General features: G+C 39.4%; 26 protein-coding genes. 20 read left to right on the plus strand and 6 right to left on the minus strand.

Going from position 1 to position 19,255, the window contains the following annotated elements:
* The first annotated feature begins 2 nt into the window (after window positions 1–2).
* The 4 genes from ctaF to C1A12_RS10200 all read left to right on the plus strand — a co-directional run bounded on the left by ctaF (window position 3) and on the right by C1A12_RS10200 (window position 2,590).
* Entirely contained in the window at window positions 3–326 is a 324-nt protein-coding gene (gene ctaF / locus C1A12_RS10185) for a cytochrome c oxidase subunit IVB (RefSeq protein WP_101843769.1), read from the plus strand.
* Window positions 327–499: 173 nt separating this feature from the next.
* Window positions 500–1,399 (plus strand): cytochrome c oxidase assembly factor CtaG, encoded by a 900-nt coding sequence (gene ctaG, locus C1A12_RS10190; RefSeq protein ID WP_101844861.1) that lies wholly within the window; start codon window positions 500–502, stop codon window positions 1,397–1,399.
* 83 nt (window positions 1,400–1,482) lie between these two features.
* Window positions 1,483–1,938, plus strand: a complete 456-nt coding sequence (locus tag C1A12_RS10195; RefSeq protein ID WP_101843770.1) for a DUF420 domain-containing protein — start codon at window positions 1,483–1,485, stop codon at window positions 1,936–1,938.
* Between the two features lie 109 nt (window positions 1,939–2,047).
* A complete protein-coding gene (locus C1A12_RS10200; RefSeq protein ID WP_101843771.1) occupies window positions 2,048–2,590 on the plus strand; it encodes a GNAT family N-acetyltransferase in 543 nt (180 codons plus the stop codon).
* A 37-nt stretch (window positions 2,591–2,627) separates the two neighbouring features.
* Here C1A12_RS10200 and ytvI read toward each other — a convergent pair whose 3' ends face one another.
* Both ytvI and C1A12_RS10210 read right to left on the minus strand, forming a co-directional pair.
* Window positions 2,628–3,686 (minus strand): sporulation integral membrane protein YtvI, encoded by a 1,059-nt coding sequence (gene ytvI / locus C1A12_RS10205; RefSeq protein WP_101843772.1) that lies wholly within the window; start codon window positions 3,684–3,686, stop codon window positions 2,628–2,630.
* Between the two features lie 102 nt (window positions 3,687–3,788).
* Window positions 3,789–4,157, minus strand: a complete 369-nt coding sequence (locus tag C1A12_RS10210; RefSeq protein ID WP_101843773.1) for a YugN family protein — start codon at window positions 4,155–4,157, stop codon at window positions 3,789–3,791.
* A gap of 219 nt (window positions 4,158–4,376) precedes the next feature.
* Between C1A12_RS10210 and C1A12_RS10215 the strand changes: the two genes are divergently transcribed.
* The 4 genes from C1A12_RS10215 (at window position 4,377) to C1A12_RS10230 (ending at window position 6,122) form a co-directional block, all read left to right on the plus strand.
* A complete protein-coding gene (locus tag C1A12_RS10215) occupies window positions 4,377–4,805 on the plus strand; it encodes a CBS domain-containing protein (protein WP_101843774.1) in 429 nt (142 codons plus the stop codon).
* 100 nt (window positions 4,806–4,905) lie between these two features.
* Window positions 4,906–5,277: a spore coat protein YlbD gene (gene ylbD, locus C1A12_RS10220; RefSeq protein WP_101843775.1), complete on the plus strand. Its 372-nt coding sequence runs from the start codon at window positions 4,906–4,908 to the stop codon at window positions 5,275–5,277.
* Between the two features lie 73 nt (window positions 5,278–5,350).
* Complete coding sequence (locus C1A12_RS10225) at window positions 5,351–5,785, plus strand: YlbF family regulator (RefSeq protein ID WP_101843776.1); 435 nt, start codon at window positions 5,351–5,353, stop codon at window positions 5,783–5,785.
* Window positions 5,786–5,846: 61 nt separating this feature from the next.
* Window positions 5,847–6,122 carry a YlbG family protein gene (locus C1A12_RS10230; protein WP_101843777.1) on the plus strand — a complete coding sequence of 92 codons (276 nt, stop codon included), beginning with the start codon at window positions 5,847–5,849 and terminating at the stop codon, window positions 6,120–6,122.
* 48 nt (window positions 6,123–6,170) lie between these two features.
* On the opposite strand, the gene C1A12_RS10235 is transcribed toward C1A12_RS10230, so the two are convergent.
* Window positions 6,171–6,560, minus strand: a complete 390-nt coding sequence (locus C1A12_RS10235) for a methylthioribose kinase (RefSeq protein ID WP_101843778.1) — start codon at window positions 6,558–6,560, stop codon at window positions 6,171–6,173.
* Window positions 6,561–6,918: 358 nt separating this feature from the next.
* Here C1A12_RS10235 and rsmD point away from each other — a divergent pair, with 358 nt between their 5' ends.
* A complete protein-coding gene (rsmD, locus tag C1A12_RS10240) occupies window positions 6,919–7,482 on the plus strand; it encodes a 16S rRNA (guanine(966)-N(2))-methyltransferase RsmD (protein ID WP_101843779.1) in 564 nt (187 codons plus the stop codon).
* Window positions 7,479–7,961, plus strand: a complete 483-nt coding sequence (coaD, locus tag C1A12_RS10245; protein ID WP_101843780.1) for a pantetheine-phosphate adenylyltransferase — start codon at window positions 7,479–7,481, stop codon at window positions 7,959–7,961. Before rsmD ends, coaD begins: the two co-directional genes overlap by 4 nt.
* A 5-nt stretch (window positions 7,962–7,966) precedes the next feature.
* Here coaD and ylbJ read toward each other — a convergent pair whose 3' ends face one another.
* Complete coding sequence (gene ylbJ / locus C1A12_RS10250) at window positions 7,967–9,148, minus strand: sporulation integral membrane protein YlbJ (RefSeq protein WP_101844863.1); 1,182 nt, start codon at window positions 9,146–9,148, stop codon at window positions 7,967–7,969.
* Window positions 9,149–9,345: 197 nt separating this feature from the next.
* Here ylbJ and C1A12_RS10255 point away from each other — a divergent pair, with 197 nt between their 5' ends.
* Both C1A12_RS10255 and C1A12_RS10260 read left to right on the plus strand, forming a co-directional pair.
* On the plus strand, window positions 9,346–10,137 hold the full coding sequence (locus C1A12_RS10255; RefSeq protein ID WP_101843781.1) for a patatin-like phospholipase family protein: 792 nt from the start codon (window positions 9,346–9,348) through the stop codon (window positions 10,135–10,137).
* Between the two features lie 2 nt (window positions 10,138–10,139).
* On the plus strand, window positions 10,140–11,153 hold the full coding sequence (locus tag C1A12_RS10260) for a SepM family pheromone-processing serine protease (RefSeq protein ID WP_101843782.1): 1,014 nt from the start codon (window positions 10,140–10,142) through the stop codon (window positions 11,151–11,153).
* Between the two features lie 292 nt (window positions 11,154–11,445).
* Here C1A12_RS10260 and C1A12_RS10265 read toward each other — a convergent pair whose 3' ends face one another.
* On the minus strand, window positions 11,446–12,660 hold the full coding sequence (locus tag C1A12_RS10265) for a nucleotidyltransferase (protein WP_101843783.1): 1,215 nt from the start codon (window positions 12,658–12,660) through the stop codon (window positions 11,446–11,448).
* 228 nt (window positions 12,661–12,888) lie between these two features.
* Here C1A12_RS10265 and C1A12_RS10270 point away from each other — a divergent pair, with 228 nt between their 5' ends.
* The 4 genes from C1A12_RS10270 (at window position 12,889) to C1A12_RS10285 (ending at window position 15,013) form a co-directional block, all read left to right on the plus strand.
* Window positions 12,889–13,413, plus strand: coding sequence for a DUF177 domain-containing protein (locus C1A12_RS10270; protein ID WP_101843784.1), 525 nt, complete (start codon window positions 12,889–12,891; stop codon window positions 13,411–13,413).
* A 43-nt stretch (window positions 13,414–13,456) separates the two neighbouring features.
* Window positions 13,457–13,630, plus strand: coding sequence for a 50S ribosomal protein L32 (gene rpmF / locus C1A12_RS10275; RefSeq protein ID WP_101843785.1), 174 nt, complete (start codon window positions 13,457–13,459; stop codon window positions 13,628–13,630).
* 83 nt (window positions 13,631–13,713) lie between these two features.
* On the plus strand, window positions 13,714–14,481 hold the full coding sequence (locus C1A12_RS10280; RefSeq protein ID WP_101843786.1) for an enoyl-CoA hydratase/isomerase family protein: 768 nt from the start codon (window positions 13,714–13,716) through the stop codon (window positions 14,479–14,481).
* A gap of 61 nt (window positions 14,482–14,542) precedes the next feature.
* Window positions 14,543–15,013, plus strand: coding sequence for an RsfA family transcriptional regulator (locus tag C1A12_RS10285; RefSeq protein ID WP_101843787.1), 471 nt, complete (start codon window positions 14,543–14,545; stop codon window positions 15,011–15,013).
* 45 nt (window positions 15,014–15,058) lie between these two features.
* Here the strand turns inward: C1A12_RS10285 and C1A12_RS10290 are convergent, their stop codons facing one another.
* A complete protein-coding gene (locus C1A12_RS10290; RefSeq protein ID WP_200816600.1) occupies window positions 15,059–15,535 on the minus strand; it encodes an N-acetyltransferase in 477 nt (158 codons plus the stop codon).
* Window positions 15,536–15,693: 158 nt separating this feature from the next.
* Between C1A12_RS10290 and C1A12_RS10295 the strand changes: the two genes are divergently transcribed.
* From C1A12_RS10295 to mraZ, 4 genes are all read left to right on the plus strand, one after another.
* Window positions 15,694–16,563 carry a 2-dehydropantoate 2-reductase gene (locus C1A12_RS10295; RefSeq protein ID WP_101843789.1) on the plus strand — a complete coding sequence of 290 codons (870 nt, stop codon included), beginning with the start codon at window positions 15,694–15,696 and terminating at the stop codon, window positions 16,561–16,563.
* Entirely contained in the window at window positions 16,560–16,940 is a 381-nt protein-coding gene (locus C1A12_RS10300; protein WP_101843790.1) for a DUF3397 domain-containing protein, read from the plus strand. Before C1A12_RS10295 ends, C1A12_RS10300 begins: the two co-directional genes overlap by 4 nt.
* 88 nt (window positions 16,941–17,028) lie before the next feature.
* Window positions 17,029–18,654: a bacillithiol biosynthesis cysteine-adding enzyme BshC gene (gene bshC, locus C1A12_RS10305; RefSeq protein ID WP_101843791.1), complete on the plus strand. Its 1,626-nt coding sequence runs from the start codon at window positions 17,029–17,031 to the stop codon at window positions 18,652–18,654.
* A 161-nt stretch (window positions 18,655–18,815) separates the two neighbouring features.
* Window positions 18,816–19,247: a division/cell wall cluster transcriptional repressor MraZ gene (gene mraZ, locus C1A12_RS10310; RefSeq protein WP_101843792.1), complete on the plus strand. Its 432-nt coding sequence runs from the start codon at window positions 18,816–18,818 to the stop codon at window positions 19,245–19,247.
* Window positions 19,248–19,255: the final 8 nt, after the last annotated feature.

Below are 19,255 nucleotides of genomic sequence, written 5' to 3' on the forward strand. Positions count from 1 at the left end.
TTATGTCTAATCACTCAAATATGACTCAGCAGCAAGATGAATTTGTAAAAAAGCAGCATAAAGAAGAGATGAAACAGCAGGTAATCAGTTTTGTGCTAATGATTCTCTTTACATTTATTGCATTTGGAATGGTGTTATTTGAGATCGGTTCGGTGTTCTTGATCCCTACACTATTACTACTGGCCGTAGTTCAAGTACTATTCCAGCTATATTATTTCATGCATATGAAGAATAAAGGCCACGACATGGTTGCCGTAATGATCTTTGGCGGATTAGGCGTAGCCATTTTAACAATCATTACATTTACAACGATCATTTGGTGGTAATAAAAAAGAGACCGGTTTCCGGTCTCTTTTTTCGAGTATTGAATAATGTTCCCGTTGGAAGAATGGTTATGTCTAAATTATGAACATTAAAAAAGATGCAGAGGAAGACTCGTTTTTTGTTGTGAATTTCGTTAGAATAGAAAAGAATCCTGTAAAAAAGAGGTGAGATGCCTGTGTGGTTAGAACTTCAAATATTTGGATTTAGGGCCTTATGGAGTCCATACTATTTAATTTTTATACTTGCCATTTCAGTGCTCTATTATTATATAACTGGACCTAAACGTAAAAATGGAGAAGAGAGACCAGCCGTTAATCAGCAGATCATGTTTTATTCCGGAATGATCTTACTGTATATCATAAAAGGGTCTCCTGTCGATTTGCTCTCACATATTATGTTTACGGCTCACATGACACAAATGGCGCTGTATTACTTATTGTTCCCTATTTTAATTATTAAGGGTGTTCCTTTATGGATCTGGCGTAAGGTGTTTGCTGTCCCAGTTTTATCGTCTTTCTTGACACTAATGACAAAACCGCTTGTTTCATTGATTGTTTTTAACGGGCTTTTTTCCATTTATCATATGCCGGTAATCTTTGACTACGCCAAGTCCAATGAAGTTGCACATACGCTGATAACTACATTTATATTAGTCACTGCTTTCTTTATGTGGTGGTCGGTCTTTAGTCCAATAAAAGAGATGGACCGGTTAAGTCCGATTTTGAAGATTGGATTTATTTTTGCTAACGGGGTGTTAATTACACCCGCCTGCGGATTAATTATTTTTGCAGGAACACCGTTATATGAGACATATACCCAGTCCGGGGCATGGATGCAGGCGATGAGCTTATGTGTACCTTCTGAAGTACTAGCTGGATTAAGTGCTTCTCTGAGTGGACCGGAGTATTTTACTCCTATGCCGCTTGTTGAAGATCAGCAACTAGGTGGAATCATTATGAAAATTACTCAGGAAATTATCTTTGGAGTAATTATCGCCTATATTTTCTTTAGCTGGTTTAATCGTGAACGAGATACGATTGATCCACTGCCCCCAAATGTGCAGACTGAATCCTAAAAAACAGTAGAGTGAGTCTTTCTTAATCAAGTTCGACTTCTTTTTCTGCGTAGAATTGAGATTTGAAAGAGGAGAAAAATAGTATGCCGTTATTACCTACATTAAGCACTTTTTTTATCGTAGTCAGTGCTGTTCTAGTAGCAATTGGCTGGGTGTTGATCGCCAAAGATAAACGTCTGGCTCATAAGAAGACCATGATAGCAGCTGCTATTAGTGCGTTGACTTTCTTTATTATTTATGTAAGTCGTACTGTTATCATTGGAAATACAAGCTTTGGCGGACCTGATGATATAAAGATTTATTATACCATTTTTTTAATTTTCCATATCATCCTTGCTACCACCGGAGGCGTATTCGGACTCGTAACGTTAAGGGTGGCCTTCAGGAGGAATATTTCTAAACACCGCAAAATCGGCCCGGTTACCAGTGTGATTTGGTTTTGTACTGCAATTACAGGTGTGTTCGTTTATTTACTGTTATATATATTATATGATGGCGGAACGACCACAAGTATGATGAGAGCAATATTTGGTTTTTGATCAATCAGTCAGTTAAAATAGCTGGCTGATTTTTGTTTAATTAGGTGAATAAAAAGGTATACAAATTTGTATGACTGGTTAATTACATAAATGAAAGGGAGTCGTAATTATGCAATTGTTGTCTGCCCGGCTGAAGTATATCCCTATAACGATTGAGCTTGCCCAAACGATTATGAAAAATCCGCTTGCGTTTTATTATAAGTATCAGCTTCCCTGGAATCGAAGCTGGCCGCATAATGGGTTAAAGGCAATGCTTCCCTTCTATGTTGAATCACTAGAAGAAAATTCGAACTATCTGGGCTTTGGCCCGTGGATCATTATGGATGTGAATCAAGAAAGAGTAATAGGGGATATAGGTTTTAAAGGAGTTCCTGATCAAGAGGGCAATGTAGAACTAGGTTATCATGTGATTGAAGCTGAACGTAATCAGGGGTATGCTACAGAAGCTGTTGAGAAGATGTGTTCGTGGGCGTTTGACGATGGCAAAGTGAAGAGCGTAGAAGCGCAATGTGATAAATCTAACATTCCTTCCCAAAAGGTATTGATAAATAATGGCTTTGCTCAAACGCTGTCGACTCGTGATATGTTTACTTTTAAAAAGGTTAAACAGAAAAAAGACAAAAAAAACAGAGAGTCAAGAAAGGAAATTTAAAACAGCCTATCTTTTCATAAAAAGATAGGCTGTTTTTCTATAGTTTGAAATTCAATCTGATAATTCCTGCTTCTTTGGCAGAGTTAAAGGCGATTACGAGAAGTGGGCCTAAAATAAAGCCCATTAATCCAATTAATTGAAGGCCGATATACATCGCAATTAAAGTAGCTAACGGTGACAGACCAATATGACGGCCCATTACTTTAGGTTCAACCGTTCTGCGGATTGCAAGCAGGATGATCGCCAGAAAAGCAAGTTGACCGCCGACTGCCAACTCACCAGCAATCAGCATATATAGTGCCCAGGGCCCAAGAATTACAATAGAACCGATAATCGGAATGAAATCAACAATCCATATAATCAGGGACATGACAATCGCCACCTCTGGCACGATCAAAAAGAGGCCAATTAAACAAACGATAAATATAATGATGCTGACAAGAAATTGAGCTTTTAAAAAACCGAAAACTACATAAGATAAACGAGCATTCATAAATTTAACTTTTTCTGAAGTAGATTCCGTAAAGTTACTATGCATTTTATCTTTTAATCGGGGAAGTTCAAGCATAAAAAGGAACAAAGCTATTAAGTATACGAGAAAACTTATAAGATACTCCGGCACCTTTGCGGCAAATGCAGCAATATTGCTAAGCTGTAGTCTCTGGCTTAAGGTCTGAGCTGTATTATCAATCGTATTCTGCAGTTCATCCGATACTTTATCCACAAATTCGCTCGGCATGTTTTGCGTAAAACTATTCATGTTATTCTGCCAGTTAATTAAAACGTTATTGATTTGGTTGATATATGTAGGCGCATTATCAGCGAGCTCTACCAATTGAGTAATCGCTCGAGTTACGGCATATGTGCCTAACAACCCAATTAATATGACAAATAATAGGAACACGATAGTTACAGCCATTTTTCGATTGAGCCTAAACTTGAATTGCATTAAGCGTACCGCAGGATTTAGAAAGAGGGCCGTGATCAAAGCAATAATTAAAGGGACAGAAACAGGTAAAATAAAGTAACCTGCTACTATACCCAGTATCCCTAATAATAACAGTATCCACTGTCGTTTAGATAAATAGCGGAACAATGTAATCTAAATCCTCCTTCTTTAATGGCTGATAGACCATTTTCTAAAAAAAGCCGCTCACCTGTAAAGGTGTGCGGCTCATGATCACAAGGCAGCAGACACTTATGAATTTTGGTGTTGAGCGACCGATTCCTTTAAGTTTTTGATTGCCTTTGTAGCTCTTTCGATCAAACTTGAAGAAAATTCTTCTTGTTCACCGTATTCTACGCCATGAGGATAATAGTGCTTACCGAGAAGCGGCGTAACCAATTGAATTACGGCATTTCCCCGGTCTACATCTCCTTCGACTGCATAACCCTGAATTCGAATGTAGTAGGTAACGTTTTTTTCAGGGGCATCTATCTTATAATCATAAGTTACACGCTCATAATCCCATGATCCCCCTAAAATAAAGCCGTTGCTTTCCATAATTTGAGTCAGTGGCTGTAAGTCTACCACCAATCCCTCAATACCAGTACCTTCAAGCTTCATCTCTTCCACCTCACAAAATTTATGTATATCATACTTCATTTTATTATGAACGAGTACAACTTGCAATTGATTAAGCCTTGAACGCTTCTTTGTTTGCTTTTATACCATTATGATTCCAGTGCCCTTTTATTATACTATAAATTTTTCCTAGATGCATGAGTTAAAGTCGCCTTTCTGGAGATACTAACCTTTGATAATGATTTAAAAAGGAGGATCATCATGAAAAAAGTAAGAGACATAATGAGCACAGATTTATCTGTATGCCAGTCAAGCAGTAGTCTGTTTGATGCAGCAAGCATGATGAAGCAGAAAAATGTAGGCGCGGTTCCTGTATGTGATGAAAATGGTCAGCTTATGGGAATGGTTACAGACCGTGACTTAGCTATTCGAGGTTATGCTAATCACAGTGCAGATTCCACTCCGGTGCAACAAGTGATGAGCGAACATTTATATAGTGTAACTCCGGAAAGTACATTAGAAGAAGCTTCACAAATGATGGCAGAACATCAAGTTCGACGTCTTCCTGTTGTGGAAAACGGAAAATTAACTGGTATGCTCTCATTAGGTGATCTATCAACTGAAAAACTTTCAGACGAGACTGCAGGCGTTGCATTACACGAGATTTCAGAGAGACCCGAGCTTCATTAAGGAAAAGGACGGCCCCATAGTGGTCGTCCTTTTTCTTTGAACAACTTAAGAGATGCTGCATAGGCTATAATGTAGTCTACGCAGCGAGGTGTGAGCAGCAATGAGTGAACACAATCTGCATCCTAGTGTTCAGAAATTTAGAGATTTTGTTAAACGGCATCCGGCTGTTAAAGAACAAATGAGAAAAGATCATAAAAGAATTCAGGACTTTTATGAAAAATGGATGATCCTCGGAGAAGACGATCCTTACTGGAAGGAATTCTCGCAGGAGAGTCCAAAAGAACGGATGTCTAAGAAGGAATGGATGAGGCAGTTTGGAGATTTACTTCAAGAAATTAATTGGGAAGATGTTTCCAAGCATATCGATGATTTGAATGGAGCAATCGGTCAAATTCAACAATTAATTTCCAATGTACAGCAGGATAAACAAAAATCAGAACGACGTCATCCAATGGAGTTTCCTTATTATTAATTTTAAGGCAGATGGAATTATTATTTCATTCTGCCTTTCCTTTTGATATGATAAAAAGTGGAGGTGGGCATCTATGTTAGCCACAATGGAAATTGTAGATCTCTTGGATCGTTCAGAAGCCATTGGCCAGATGATTATGGATTCAGATGTGATGAACCATTATCATCAAACAAAGTTAGAATTAGAGTCAGATGAAGAAGCACAGGCATTAATACGTAACTTTAATCATATAAAAGATCAGTATGAGGATGTTCAGAGATTTGGTCGTTATCATCCAGATTACAACAATATCATGAAACGCGTGCGAAGTGTAAAGCGCGAAATGGACATGCATGAGAAAGTTGTGCAATTTAAAAAAGCCGAAAGAGAAGTTCAACGCTTATTAGATGAAGTAAGCCAAAGTGTTGCCTTCAGCGTCAGCGAACAAATCAAGGTTCCAAGAAATGGAATGGTTTTTGATTCAGGCTGTGGATGTGGAAGCGGCGGAGGCTGTGGCTGCGCCTCGTAAATGTTGATGAAGCTTTCTATTGCGTCCGTTATCTAAACTTCTTAAAAAGTAGGGAATAACTATGAGAACGAAACGCCAGGGTCTTATTGTTTATTTTCAACATATGAAAAATATAAGACAAATTAAAAAGCATGGACATTTAATTCACGCTTCAAAAAAACAAAAGTATGCTTTACTTTATGTTGATCAGGAGGATGTCGAATTCAAGATGGACAAATTAGAACGTCTCCCTTTTGTATCGAGAGTTCTTCTTTCCCACAAACCCGAAATCCGAACTAATTACGATAATGCGAAGCCTGATAAAGCGAAGCAGTACGATTATAAAATGGGAATTTAAAAAAAGCGTTCGTCTGTGGAGACGAACGCTTTGCTTTTTATGAGTTATTCAGCTTAGAGGAGATAATTTCTTATGAGTCCGCAGGATGCCGATTAAATAATTGTAGTAAAGGTCATTCTCTGGAAAGACACTGGACGGTTTAACGGTGTACTCAACCACTGATTTTCCTGCAGCATCTGCCATCGATTTAAATAATTGAAAGCGTTGATTTGGGACCTCATGCGGGTTGGGAATCCCCTCTCTGCAAATATAGATAGGTTGGAATTTCTGCTCAATATCAGGCTTCATAATTAAAGCCAGCGAAGCTGCTGGCCGGCCTGACTTCTCGCTATAGAAAGCCAGCACATGCTGAATTCTTTCAGGCATTCGCCTTCCTAACTCTACTAGTTCATAAAGGTCAGTGTATCCTTCTCCAAGTTCAATGAATTTTTGAATCACATAAAATCCCCCCTGTATATTCGTCCGCTGTAAAAGAACCAGTCTGATATAACTTTAGCATTAATTTACATACAAGTGAACGTGTTTATTAAAAGAAGACAAAAAAACAGGGCTGCCCATTAATAGGCAGCCCTTCTTTTTGCTTGCTTAAGCAAAAAGCAAAGGGAGAGGAGAAACCGGTAAAAGAACTTATGGGGAAATAAGTGTCTTCACCGTTTCCAGAAGCAAAACTCCTGCTTCTGTTACAAGTATGACCATTTCATCTCATTTTATACGAAATTTCTTCTCTTTGTTCAAAAGTTTCCTGAGTGTACTTTTTTATGGTAGGATTATTGTGAATATAGAGAGGGGGCTTATAATGAGAGTAATTGCCGGAAATCATAAAGGCAGACAACTCAAACCTGTGCCTAACCATAAGACAAGACCGACCACCGATAAAGTAAAAGAATCTGTATTTCACATGATCGGCCCTTATTTCGATGGGGGAACAGCGCTCGATTTATTCGCCGGCAGCGGGGGGCTGGGCATTGAAGCATTGAGCCGAGGAATGAACCATTGTGTATTTGTAGACCAACAGCCTAAGGCAATTGAAACCATTTATGAAAATATAAAACTGCTGAAGCTTGAAGAACACACCGAAGTATTTCGAACAGAGGCGTTACGTGCTTTAAAGGCTGCGAGTAAAAGAGAGCTTCAATTTGACTACATATTCCTTGACCCTCCATATAATAAATTTTCTTATGAAGAATTATTGTATAAAATTTTAAAATATGAACTTTTAGCAGAAGGGGGAACGGTTATTTGTGAACATGATGCTTCAGAAGCAATTCCCGATAAGGTGGAAAATTTAAATTTAATGAAAACTGAGAAATATGGAAGTAATATAGGTGTATCTATTTTTAAGCAGGAGGTACTAAGATGACAAGATTAGCTATATGTCCAGGCAGCTTTGATCCTGTAACATACGGACATATTGATATTATACAACGTGGCGCCCAGGTATTTGATCACGTTACTGTGGCCGTTTTCAATAATCAAAGTAAATCTCCACTTTTTGATGTGGAGGAACGAGTGTCTATGCTGCGTGAAGTATTGAAGCATTTTGACAATGTGTCTGTAGATGCTTGCAGCGGTCTATTAATGGAATATGCTGAAGAAAAAAACGCTCAGGCTATTATCCGCGGATTAAGAGCGGTAAGTGACTTTGAATATGAAATGCAGATTACCTCCATGAATCGTAAACTCAATCAAAAAATTGAGACATTTTTTATGATGACGAATAACCAGTACTCTTTCTTAAGTTCAAGCATCGTTAAAGAGGTCGCAAAGTATCGTGCGAATATTTCAGATCTCGTTCCTCCACCAGTAGAAGAGGCTTTAAAAAAGAAATACGAAGCATAAAGCAGTTACACGTGTGACTGCTTTATTTTTTGGCAGCTCAGGATAAAAGCCAAAGCCAGTGTGAATATAGTAAATATCGGTCCATACATATACATGAACTCTAAATAGGAGTGGTTATGGTGTGCTGTAATATTTGAAACGTTAATCGAGTTTGTCCTGACAATGTCAGTCATCTGATAGAGAAAAAACATTATGAGCACGGCTGTTATACCGTGTATCATGCGTGCAACGAGATAAGGAGTAAAACGAATATCGGTATCGGCAAGGATACTTGCAATTTGAGCTTGAATTGAAAACCCGTGAAAACCAAGCATAAAACTTGCCAGGCAAAGCTGGGTAAGTAAAGGTGCATTCGATGAGGTAACTTCTCCGATCCCTGTCGTCAGCTCCAGTAATCCGGTTAAAACCGGAAAGTGAAGATCTGAAGGCACAGTGAGCAGATGAAGAAAACCGTATGATAGATCAAGTAGAAAGCTATGTTTAAGCAGACCAGTTAAAACTGAAAATAATATAATAAATCCACCGACTAATAGAAGAGTCTGTACTGATTGTATGACAGCGTCACCCAGCAGCTTCCCAAAAGGTCTGCCATCTTTAAGGCGGGCCTTGTGACTAGAAATAAAAGCTTCTTTAATGGAAAATGAAGCTGTGCGGTAAGCAGACCTTTGATCCTTATAACCATAAAATCTCATTAAAAAACCTACAATAATACACCCTCCATAGTGAGCTGCGGCTAATAATACGCCCAACCCCGGATCTCCGAAGAAACCTACACTGACTGCACTAAGGATAAACAAAGGACTCGAGGCATTGGTGAAAGCCACAAGCCGTTCAGCTTCGATCCGGGTGACTTGTCCGTTTATACGTAATTCTCTCGTCCATTTGGCACCAGCAGGATAGCCGCTCGCCATCCCCATTATCCATACAAAACCTCCTGAGCCGGGAACGTTAAACAGGGGGCGCATAAATTTTTCTGATAAAATCCCTACTCCATGTACTACCCCCAGTCCAAATAACAGCTCGGCCACAATGAAAAATGGAAGCAGGGAGGGAAAAACAATGGACCACCATAAATTTAATCCCTTAGTACTTGAAGAAAGTGCTACATCCGGCATTTGTATAAGCGAAACAGTTATATATATAATAAAAGCAGCCAGGAAAAATGTTTTTATGTATGGCAGAATCATCACCTCCACAGCATTCTCGTTTTCTGTACTTCTAAAATCATCCATAGTAAAATGATTATAGAAACCTAATCTCTTTTATCTATTTGTACGCTCATAAGTACTGTGCTTATTCCATAAAATAAAGTAAACTTCCTAAATGAAAGGCAAGATAGGCAGTGGAAGGGATCTTTTGAATAGGAGCACCAGGGGGAGATGTGGTGAAGCAGCCGAAAGTAGGTCTGGCACTTGGCTCAGGCGGAGCACGGGGATTTGCGCATTTAGGTGTGCTCAAAACCTTAACCGCTCATAATATCCCAATTGATATGATTGCCGGGAGCAGTATGGGAGCACTGGCAGGAGCCTTATTCGCATCAGGACAGAAAATTGATGATTTATATAAGCTTGCTTTAACTTTTAAACGGAAATACTACCTTGATTTTACGGTTCCTAAAATGGGCTTTATTCAGGGGCGTAGAATTAAGGAGTATATCCGTTTATTTACGTTTGGGAAAAATATAGAGGAGTTCACAATCCCCCTTTCAATCGTGGCAACCGATTTGGTTGCTGGAAAGAAGAAAGTATTTCAGACTGGCTCCGCAAGTGATGCCGTACGGGCAAGTATTGCTATTCCAGGTATATTTGTTCCGGAAAGGATTGCCGGCCGGTTGTATATTGATGGCGGGGTGATTGATCGTGTCCCCGTTTCTGTAGTGAAAGACATGGGAGCGGATATAGTTATTGCAGTGGATTGTGCTCACTCTACTGCTGAGCCAACAATTCACTCCATTTATGATGTTATCATTCAGAGTATTGATATTATGCAGGACGAATTAGCGTCCGTTACTGGTATAACTGATTACACGGATTTTATGATCCGGCCGGATGTTGAGCGTTTCAGCTCCAGGGCATTTAGAGACATCGAAGAGATCGTAAAAGAAGGGGAAAAAGCTGCGGCTAAAGAAGTAGACCGCATCCTAGAAAAGATTAGAGACTGGAAGGGGTCACCATAGCAATGAGATCAAATAAAAGAGTAATCATAACAGGAATAATCGCAATCCTGATTGTCGCTTTTTTAGGCGCATACCGCTTGCCGTTTTATATTTACAAACCTGGTACAGCTGATGCACTGGAACCTTTTGTAGAAATAGATGGTTCTTATCCCAGTGAGGGGGATATGCATTTGGTTACCGTCCGAGGGGGACAGGCAACACCCATTCAATGGGCGCTTGCCCAGATGAGAGAGTACCAAGAAGTCGTACCTTTAGAACAAGTCCGCCCTGAAGGGATATCTGAGGATGAGTACTTTCATGCTCAACTGCAGTTAATGGAGTCGTCTCAGGAAGCGGCAAAAGTGGTCGCTTATGAAAATGCAGAGCGTGACATTACAATTGATTATGAAGGAGTGTTCGTCGTTCAAGCTTTAGAAGGAATGCCTGCAGAAGAAAAGTTGAAAGCAGGAGATGAAATACTTAGCGTAAATGATAATAATATAAATGAATCTGAAGAACTTGTGAATTATGTTGAAAGCTTATCTGAAGGGGATAAGGTCACATTAACCATTAAAAGAGGGGATGAAATGATGACAAAGGAAATAGAGGTTGCTCCTTTCCCTGATGATAATAATCGAGTGGGTGTAGGAATTTCCCTCGTAACTGATCGTTCGGTTGAAGTAAACCCGGAAGTTTCTGTGAAAAGTGGAGATATTGGCGGCCCTAGTGCGGGGTTAATGTTTTCGTTGGAAATGTATGACCAGTTAACAGAAGAAGATATAACGAATGGTCAGGAAGTTTGCGGCACGGGAGAAATTAACTATGAAGGTGAAGTAGGCAGTATAGGAGGTATTGATAAAAAAGTCGTTGCTGCTGATCAAGAAGGCTGCGATGTCTTTTTCGCCCCTAACGAGGGGGGAGCTGAGGGATCAAATTATGAAGTTGCTTCAAGTGCCGCAGAGAATATCGGAACTGAGATGGATATTGTAGCTGTAGACACCTTTGAGGATGCTCTTAAATATTTAGAAGAGCTTTAAATCTTTAAGAGGTTGGGACAAAACTGAGTCAAGCATAAAATAATCCGAACGATTTTTTGTAATCAGTTCGGATTATTTTTTTGTGAAGAAAGGATTTTGACCATCGCTCCGTCAATCACTTCGCTTTTTTTTCGCGGGCACGTCCTTAAGTCTTTCTCGAAAAAGCGAGCGCTTTCCTGCAGGATCTTCGACTCGCGCTGTTCCTCAGGAGTCTTTAGTAGTTTGACTGCGCCAATGATCTGCATTTATACGCTTTAAGTTTTATTGTTCGTTTTTTCTATCATTGCTGCTATTATTTAATGAGTACAGGGGGACCATATTCTTTTTTTAAATGATTGACCCGTACTTCAGCATGCAATGGACTGAAATATGCCGCAGCCGCTCGTTCCTCTGTTTCAAGGAGGCCATTACTAAGCTTTTGGGGCTGCGTGATTAAAGGAACATTAAATCGTTTTTTGTGGACATTTAAATATTGTCTTCCGGTTTCAGTCATACCAAGTACCCGAATGTATGGAACTGTTTCTTTCGCTAAATATGCAGTTGCTTCTTCTTTGGTAAGACCCACTAATATGTGGGTACACAGCCGTTGCAGCCTCGTCCATGTATACCGCTTAGTTTTGACTCGCTGCATAAATTCCTGAAAAGAAGTAGAAGACTTTATCATTTGTTTGAAACGGTGTTCGAGCCCTTCGTCCATACCGTGAATGGCTTGAAGGTCCTTTGCGGGAGTTGTCATTATCGTGTAATGAAGAAAATTGAAATAATCTTCCCAGTCATGCCATAAGTTTGATTGGTTATAATAAGCGTGAAGCTCATCAATCGTGGTTTCAGGAAGAGCTTCAGATATATGAGACGTCAGTTTATTTTGTTTCTTTAAAGCTTTACGAATACTTGTTGCACTTGCCATTCTGCCTGATAAATCAGTGTCGTGGTAATTGCTTTCCTTTCGTTTAATGGTTAAAGGTTCAATATGAGGAGCAAAAGCTCTAATTTGTTTAACATAGCTATAGCCAAGAATATTATTAGGGGCAGAGTAATCGAATTCGTTCAGGGAAATTCCTATGGTTTCATTAGCCATGCGGGCTGCATCCGGATAGGATCTCCCTCTGCTCAATTCTTCTTTTAATGAACTTTCGTAAGCATGCTGGTGGGCATTTAAATCCTCATATGCCTTTATAAAAGGCTCGATGTTGCCGTTCTCACTACCGAAACAAATTGAATCTACCTGTAAAGCAGCCAGGCTGAGTACTGCCCCTTTACTGAAGAAATCGCTATGCTGTACCGCGAATATGTAAGGTAATTCAATAACAAGGTCGACTCCTGCCGATAATGCAGCTTTAGTCCGATGCCATTTATCGATAATAGCCGGTTCTCCCCTTTGAAGGAAAGGTCCGCTCATAACTGCTGCAATGCAATCAGCATTAGACTTTTGCTTACTTTGCATAACGTGATAGGCGTGTCCGTTGTGAAAAGGGTTATATTCCACAATAATCCCGCAGGCTTTCATTGGTAAAACCTCCTTGATTGAGTAAGAAATAGTCGATACGATGGGAGAACTATGACAGATGCTATTTTTTATTTTAGCATGGCCTGCCCTGCTTGTAAGTTGAGAAATGATTTATTTTCTAATAAAATAAAAAGAGTACATTTGGCTTTAAAGCCTCTGTAAAGAAAAAATATTGACAAATAGTTAAATTGCTTTTACAATAACTCTTGTTGCCATGAGGTGATAAATATGAAATTTCCTCTACAGAAACTTAATCAATCCGGTGATGAACCGTTTAAGTTTGAAGAAGATGTGGACGTTTCGGAGCTCGAGGAGATGAATAATGATATTCGGAGAATCTCCCCGGTACACGTGCAAGGAGAAGCTGTTAAATTTGGTGATGACATTATAGTTACTTTTACAGCTGAGGGAGAAATGGTCCTGCCCTGCGCACGTACTCTTGTTGACGTACCCTATCCTTTTCAGTTAAAGGAACGCGAACAATTTAACGTCTCTCCGTACTATGACGAAGAAGACGAAAGTGAAATTCATCCCGTTCGTGGAGAAGTCCTTGACTTAACGCCATATATCAAGGAAAATATTCTATTAGAGGTTCCAACCCGTGTATTTTCAGATGATCAAAAGGTTCAAGATCAGGCTCTTACAGAAGGTAAGGGTTGGCAGGTGATTACAGAAGAACCGGAGGAAGATAAAGTAGATCCTCGAATGGCTAAGCTGCAATCATTATTAAATGAAAAAGAAAACAAAGATTAAGGGAATAGATTTCCTCTTGTCAATCTAAAAGGAGGTGTACAACATGGCAGTACCTAAGCGTAAAACATCCAAAAAGGTCAAAAACCAACGTCGTACTCATAAAAAACTACACGTACCTGGCATGGTAGAATGTTCAAACTGTGGGGAGTACTCAAAACCACACCATGTTTGCAAATCTTGTGGACAGTATAATGGAAAGCAAGTTGTTGCTAAGTAAATGAAGAAAGAGAAAGAGTCTGAATGTTTATTCAGGCTCTTTTTTTTACATTTATTATGCCTAAAGGCAGAAGGGGGAGCTGTATGCAGCAGATTAGAACAATTTGTGACGATCATGGAGCAGTAACTATTCAGCTTAACCGCAGTGAAAAAATGAATGCGATTACAAACAGGGTAAGTAAATTACTGTTAAAAGAAATTGGTAAATTAAAAAATGACCCTGACATAAAATGTTTAGTGATTACAGGAGCAGGCGACGAATCATTCTGTGCAGGGGGAGACTTAAATGAACTGCATGGCGGTTTAACGGAAGAGGAGGCATATCGGGCATTACAGCCAATGAAACAAGTTTTATATGAGCTGGCCGCATTTCCCCTCCCTACTTTTGCCTTTTTAAACGGTCAAGCTAGAGGAGGAGGGTGCGAGATTGCAACTGCCTGCGATTTCCGTTACGGATTAGACACCGGGCATTATGGATTTATTCAGGGGAATTTAGGAATTACACCAGGGTGGGGAGGAGGAGAACTGCTTTATAAACGTATACAAGCTGATAGAGCAGCTCACTGGCTTATGGCTGCACAAATGTACAATGCAGACCAGGCCTATCAAATCGGATGGCTGAATAAGATTGTTGAAAAGGACCAATTGAATATTGAGACTCTTCTACCTTCTTTTTTAAACAAAACACAATCACAGCTCAAGATATTTAAATCGCAGTACTTACGTGCCATATCCTTTCATGACGCAGCGGAGGCCATGGAGGAAGAGGTTAGAAGATGTGCATCCTTATGGGAGTCCAAAGAACACCTGCAAGCTGTAAAAAAATTCTTAAGCACAAGAAAAAAGTATTAAAGTATAGTCTATCAATCTTCGCAATTGCATAACTATAAGCAAACCATAGAGGAGGGATAGAATGGACGCCCCTAGGCAGGATGCATGGAAGAAGGAAGAGGATGAATTATTAGCGGAAACAGTGCTTCAATACATTAAAGAGGGTCACACCCAGCTGGAAGCTTTTCAGGAAGTGGCAAGACAACTAAATCGGACTCCGGCTGCGTGCGGGTTCAGATGGAATGCTACGGTGCGGAAAAATTACCAAAAGGATATCAGGCAGGCAAAGCAGGAAAGAACTCAGCACCGTCATGCACTTACGACATCGACATTATCAAAAAATACATCGATTTCACTCGATGATGCGATTCTCTTTTTAAAAGAAATGAAACAACATTCCCACCATGATCAGGAAGAGCTGCAAACAAAGTTATACCAGCTTAGTGAAGAAAATGTGAGGCTGAAGAATCAGATTAAACAATGGGAAGAAGCCTGGTCCGAAATTGATAAATTAACAAACTGGGTGAAAAATAGATACCAAAGTTCTTCTTAAATAAAAAAGGCCCTACATTACTTGTAGCGGCCTTGTGTGTTTATTTTATATCTCTCTTTCTTCCACCCCTGTTGGAAGCCAGATTAAAGGGTTTTCTCCAAGGTCTCTTTCCACATCATATTTCGCTTTATGGAAGTCCATCTTCTCCCAGAAATCATGAGATCTTACACGTGGGTTTGTCTTAATTGGGAGTTGGTAATTTTTTGCGAAATCAACTAAAGCTTTACCAAATCCCTGACCTCGGTAATCAGGCAAGACTTCAAGCTTCCACAGCTCTAAATAATCCTGTGGAGGTTCAAAATAATGGTCATATTTTTTGGGGACTCGATATAGACTCATCCTTGCAACTAAAGCGTTTCCATAATAGATGCCGAAAAAAGGCGATTCACTGTCATTTTCCACAATATTACTTTGTAAGTCTTCAAACATGGCGAGCTCTTGATGTCCATATTCTTTGAAATGTTTAAATTCCTCTAACGTCTTATAATTAACTAGAAGTGGCTGAACTTTTACTTTCGTCATCATCTGTGATTTCCCCTTTCAAACTCTTTCTCTACATTTATTATAATATAAAAATATTCAGAATCAAATGAACAAGTAATGTATGAAAATTTGTCCCCTTTCAAATCATAAATTTGCTACAATTAGAAAAAGAGTTCGTTAAAGAAAGGGGAAGCAACATGAAAATAGGGGTGGTTGGCGGAGGTGCGGTTGGGTTATTACTATCCTCGTATCTTTCAAAAATTCACGAAGTTTCTCTATTCGTAAGAAGTGAGGAGCAGAAACAGGAGCTGAATACAAGAGGTATAACTTGTGAGGGGCTGCATGGCACGGTAAGGGCGTATACAGATGCAGCTTATTTTAATGATCAGAATTTATTACTAATTACGGTTAAGCAGCACCACCTTCCTGACATTCTCAATAAGCTCCCACCTTCACAGCCTGTTGTGTTTCTTCAAAATGGTATGTCACACCTCTCTTTTATAAAGGAGCTGCCCAATCCATTGCTGGTGGGGGTAGTTGAACACGGTGCAGTCAGGCATTCCGGGGCTGAAGTACAGCATACAGGGAAAGGGATTATATACTTAGCAGATTATCAGAATAGCAACAAAGCTCAAATGATAACCCGCTGCCTGTCTCAAGGGCAATTTATTTTTGAGTACAGGAAAGACTATTTGAAGATGATGGCGGAGAAACTTGTCATTAATACCGTCGTAAATCCCATTACAGCACTTTTTAATGTAAAGAATAAAGAGATTTTAAGTAATTCTCATCTCAATAATCTGGCGGAAAGGTTATGCTGGGAGGCGTGCAGCACACTTCAACTTTCTTTTAATGAACAATGGTCCAGGGTACAAAAAATTGCTGAAACGACTGGGGAAAATCATTCTTCTATGCTGCAGGATATACTAGAGGGGCGGAGGACTGAAGTAGATGCAATTTGCGGCTATATTGTTAACCGTTCCCGCAAGGAGGCCTGCTATCATTCTTTTGTACTGAATGCCATTCATGCGTTAGAGTTAAAAAATCAAAAAGGAGAAGCCACATGAGTAATGTAATTATATATTTTCTTGCGTTTATTATAACTGCTCCGTTACTCATTTTATTTATTCTGTATTTCTTTACAAGAAAATTGTACAGAAATAAAAGAAGGGCTGTTCATCTAACAGCTCAATTGATGGTTCCAGTATTAGTAGCTTCTGTGTATGTTCTGTTCGTCGTATTATTTGGCAATGGATATCTTCCATGGATTATCGTATTTTTACTGACCCTGTTAAGTTTAGCTGTGATCGTTCAATATAAGATCTCAGAAGAAATCCAATTTATTAAAGTTTTTAAGGGTTTCTTAAGGTTAACATTTTTGTTATTTATGTTTGTGTATTTCGGGCTGACTGCTTATGGGATAGTAGCTCGGGTGCTCCTTTAATAAACAGATTAGATGAACTTCATATAATATTTCTGTACAATACATATTGGTACATAACAACCTCTGAAACAGAAGGAGAAGTTCATAAATGCGTATAGAACCAATAAGCTTAGCGGACAAAAATCCACTTATTGCCGACTACAAAAACCACTTCACTAAAATTCAGGATAAATTTCAATATGATCTTAACGATAACACTATATGGAAGAAGCGCTTAAAATACCTTGAGTCTCAATCTTTTAACAGAGAGAAACTGGCAGAAGAACTGACAGTTATGAACGATAGGTATAATGCTTCTGAAGAAGTATTTGTTAATATTAACAAATTAAAAGACGAGCGGACTTCTGTTATTGTAGGAGGTCAGCAAGCCGGGCTGTTAACCGGACCTCTCTATACTGTGCACAAAATAATTTCTATAATTCAGCTTGCGCGGCAAACGGAACAACAGACAGGCCGTCCTGTTGTTCCTGTTTTCTGGATTGCCGGAGAGGATCATGATTTTGCTGAGATAAACCATATCTACATGAAGAAGAATGGACGAATGGAAAAGGTTCAGGCGGCTGCTAATGGATATAATAAATCTTCTGTTACAGATCTGCCCTTTAATCAACAGGAAATTCATGACTGGCTTGAGTCGATCTTATCCGATCAAAATGAAACGGAATACAGCGTAGATATTGTTCATCGGCTTAAGCAGATAATTAATACTTCTTCAAGTTACACGGATTTCTTTGCGAAACTGGTCCATCAGTTGTTTCCGTCTGAAGGACTTATATTATTAGATGCCCACGATCCGCAAATTCGCAAACTGGAGTCTTCCTACTTTGTAGATATGATTAAAAACAACAATCAAATAGCTGAAGGTGTTTATTCAAGTGAACAAAAAAGCAAACAACAAGGCTACCCTGTTTCTTTAGATAACGATATTGATGATGCCCACTTGTTTTACCACCATAAAGGTGAGCGTGTTTTATTAGTCAGAGATACGAGTGGGAGATTTACCGGCAAAAATGGAGAAGTGACGTTTACACAGGAACAACTCCTTGCTACTGCAGAAAACCGCCCTTGGCTGTTAAGTAACAATGTTGTCACACGGCCTTTAATGCAGGAATGTCTGCTGCCTGTACTTGCTTTTGTCGGCGGTCCGGGAGAAATCAGCTACTGGTCTGCGTTAAAACCTGGATTTGATGCCTTAGATTTAGAGATGCCTCCTGTATTTCAGCGGCTTTCCTTTACTTTGCTTGATCGTAAGTCAGACCAATGGCTTAAGAGGATGCAAATTGATGAACAAGAAGTGATAGAACAGGGAGTTGGTGCGAGAAAACTTTCTTGGCTGGCAGCTACTGGAAGCCCGCCGGTAGGGGAGCTTGTAGAAGAAGTAAAGAAAGAGATGGAAGTCATTCACCGGCCACTAAGAGAGAAAGCGTCTCAGTTAAGTCCAGACCTGTCTGCTCTGGCCGAGAAGAACTGGGACTATATTAAGCAGTCTGTTGATTTTCTGGAGAAAAGAATGAATCAAAGTATACAGGGTCAATACCGAAAGCAGATTGATACTTTTGATGAATTGAATTTACTTTTACATCCATTCGGAGGTTTTCAGGAACGAGTGTGGAGTATAATCCCATGGATTAATACTTATGGTATGACGGTATTTGAGCGTCTTAATTCACATCATCTCGCTTTGGACGAAAGTCACTATGTAGTTAAGATATAACTTCATCCCCCACCATTCCCCACTATAAAAAATAAATAATTAAACTAAGAAATTCCTGCAATCAACGGCAGGAATTTTTTTATTTTCACCGAATATTTAATTATGAGTGGTGAAAAGTGGAGCGATGTGGTAGGCTGAAAATAGAAAGTGGGGTAAACTCTATGTTCATGGGCGAATTTCAGCACAACATCGATACGAAGGGACGCATCATTGTCCCCTCAAAGTTCCGTGATGAGCTCCAGGAAGGGTTTGTCCTCACCAGAGGTTTAGATCAATGTTTATTCGCCTACCCTATGGATGAATGGAAGCTGTTAGAAGAGAAATTAAAGAAGCTTCCATTAACTAAAAAAGATGCTCGTGCATTTACACGCTTCTTCTTTTCAGGAGCTGTTGAATGTGAAGTAGATAAACAAGGAAGAGTCAATATTCCGCCACCATTAAGAAATCATGCCAAACTAGACAAAGAATGCGTAGTTATTGGTGTTTCTAATCGTATTGAATTTTGGAGCAAGGACATTTGGGAGGATTATTTTGAAGAGTCGGAAGAATCCTTTTCTGAAATAGCGGAAAATATGTTGGATTTTGATATTTGATGAAATGA

This window comes from Halobacillus sp. Marseille-P3879, from assembly GCF_900240285.1.
Lineage (GTDB): Bacteria > Bacillota > Bacilli > Bacillales > Halobacillaceae > Halobacillus_A.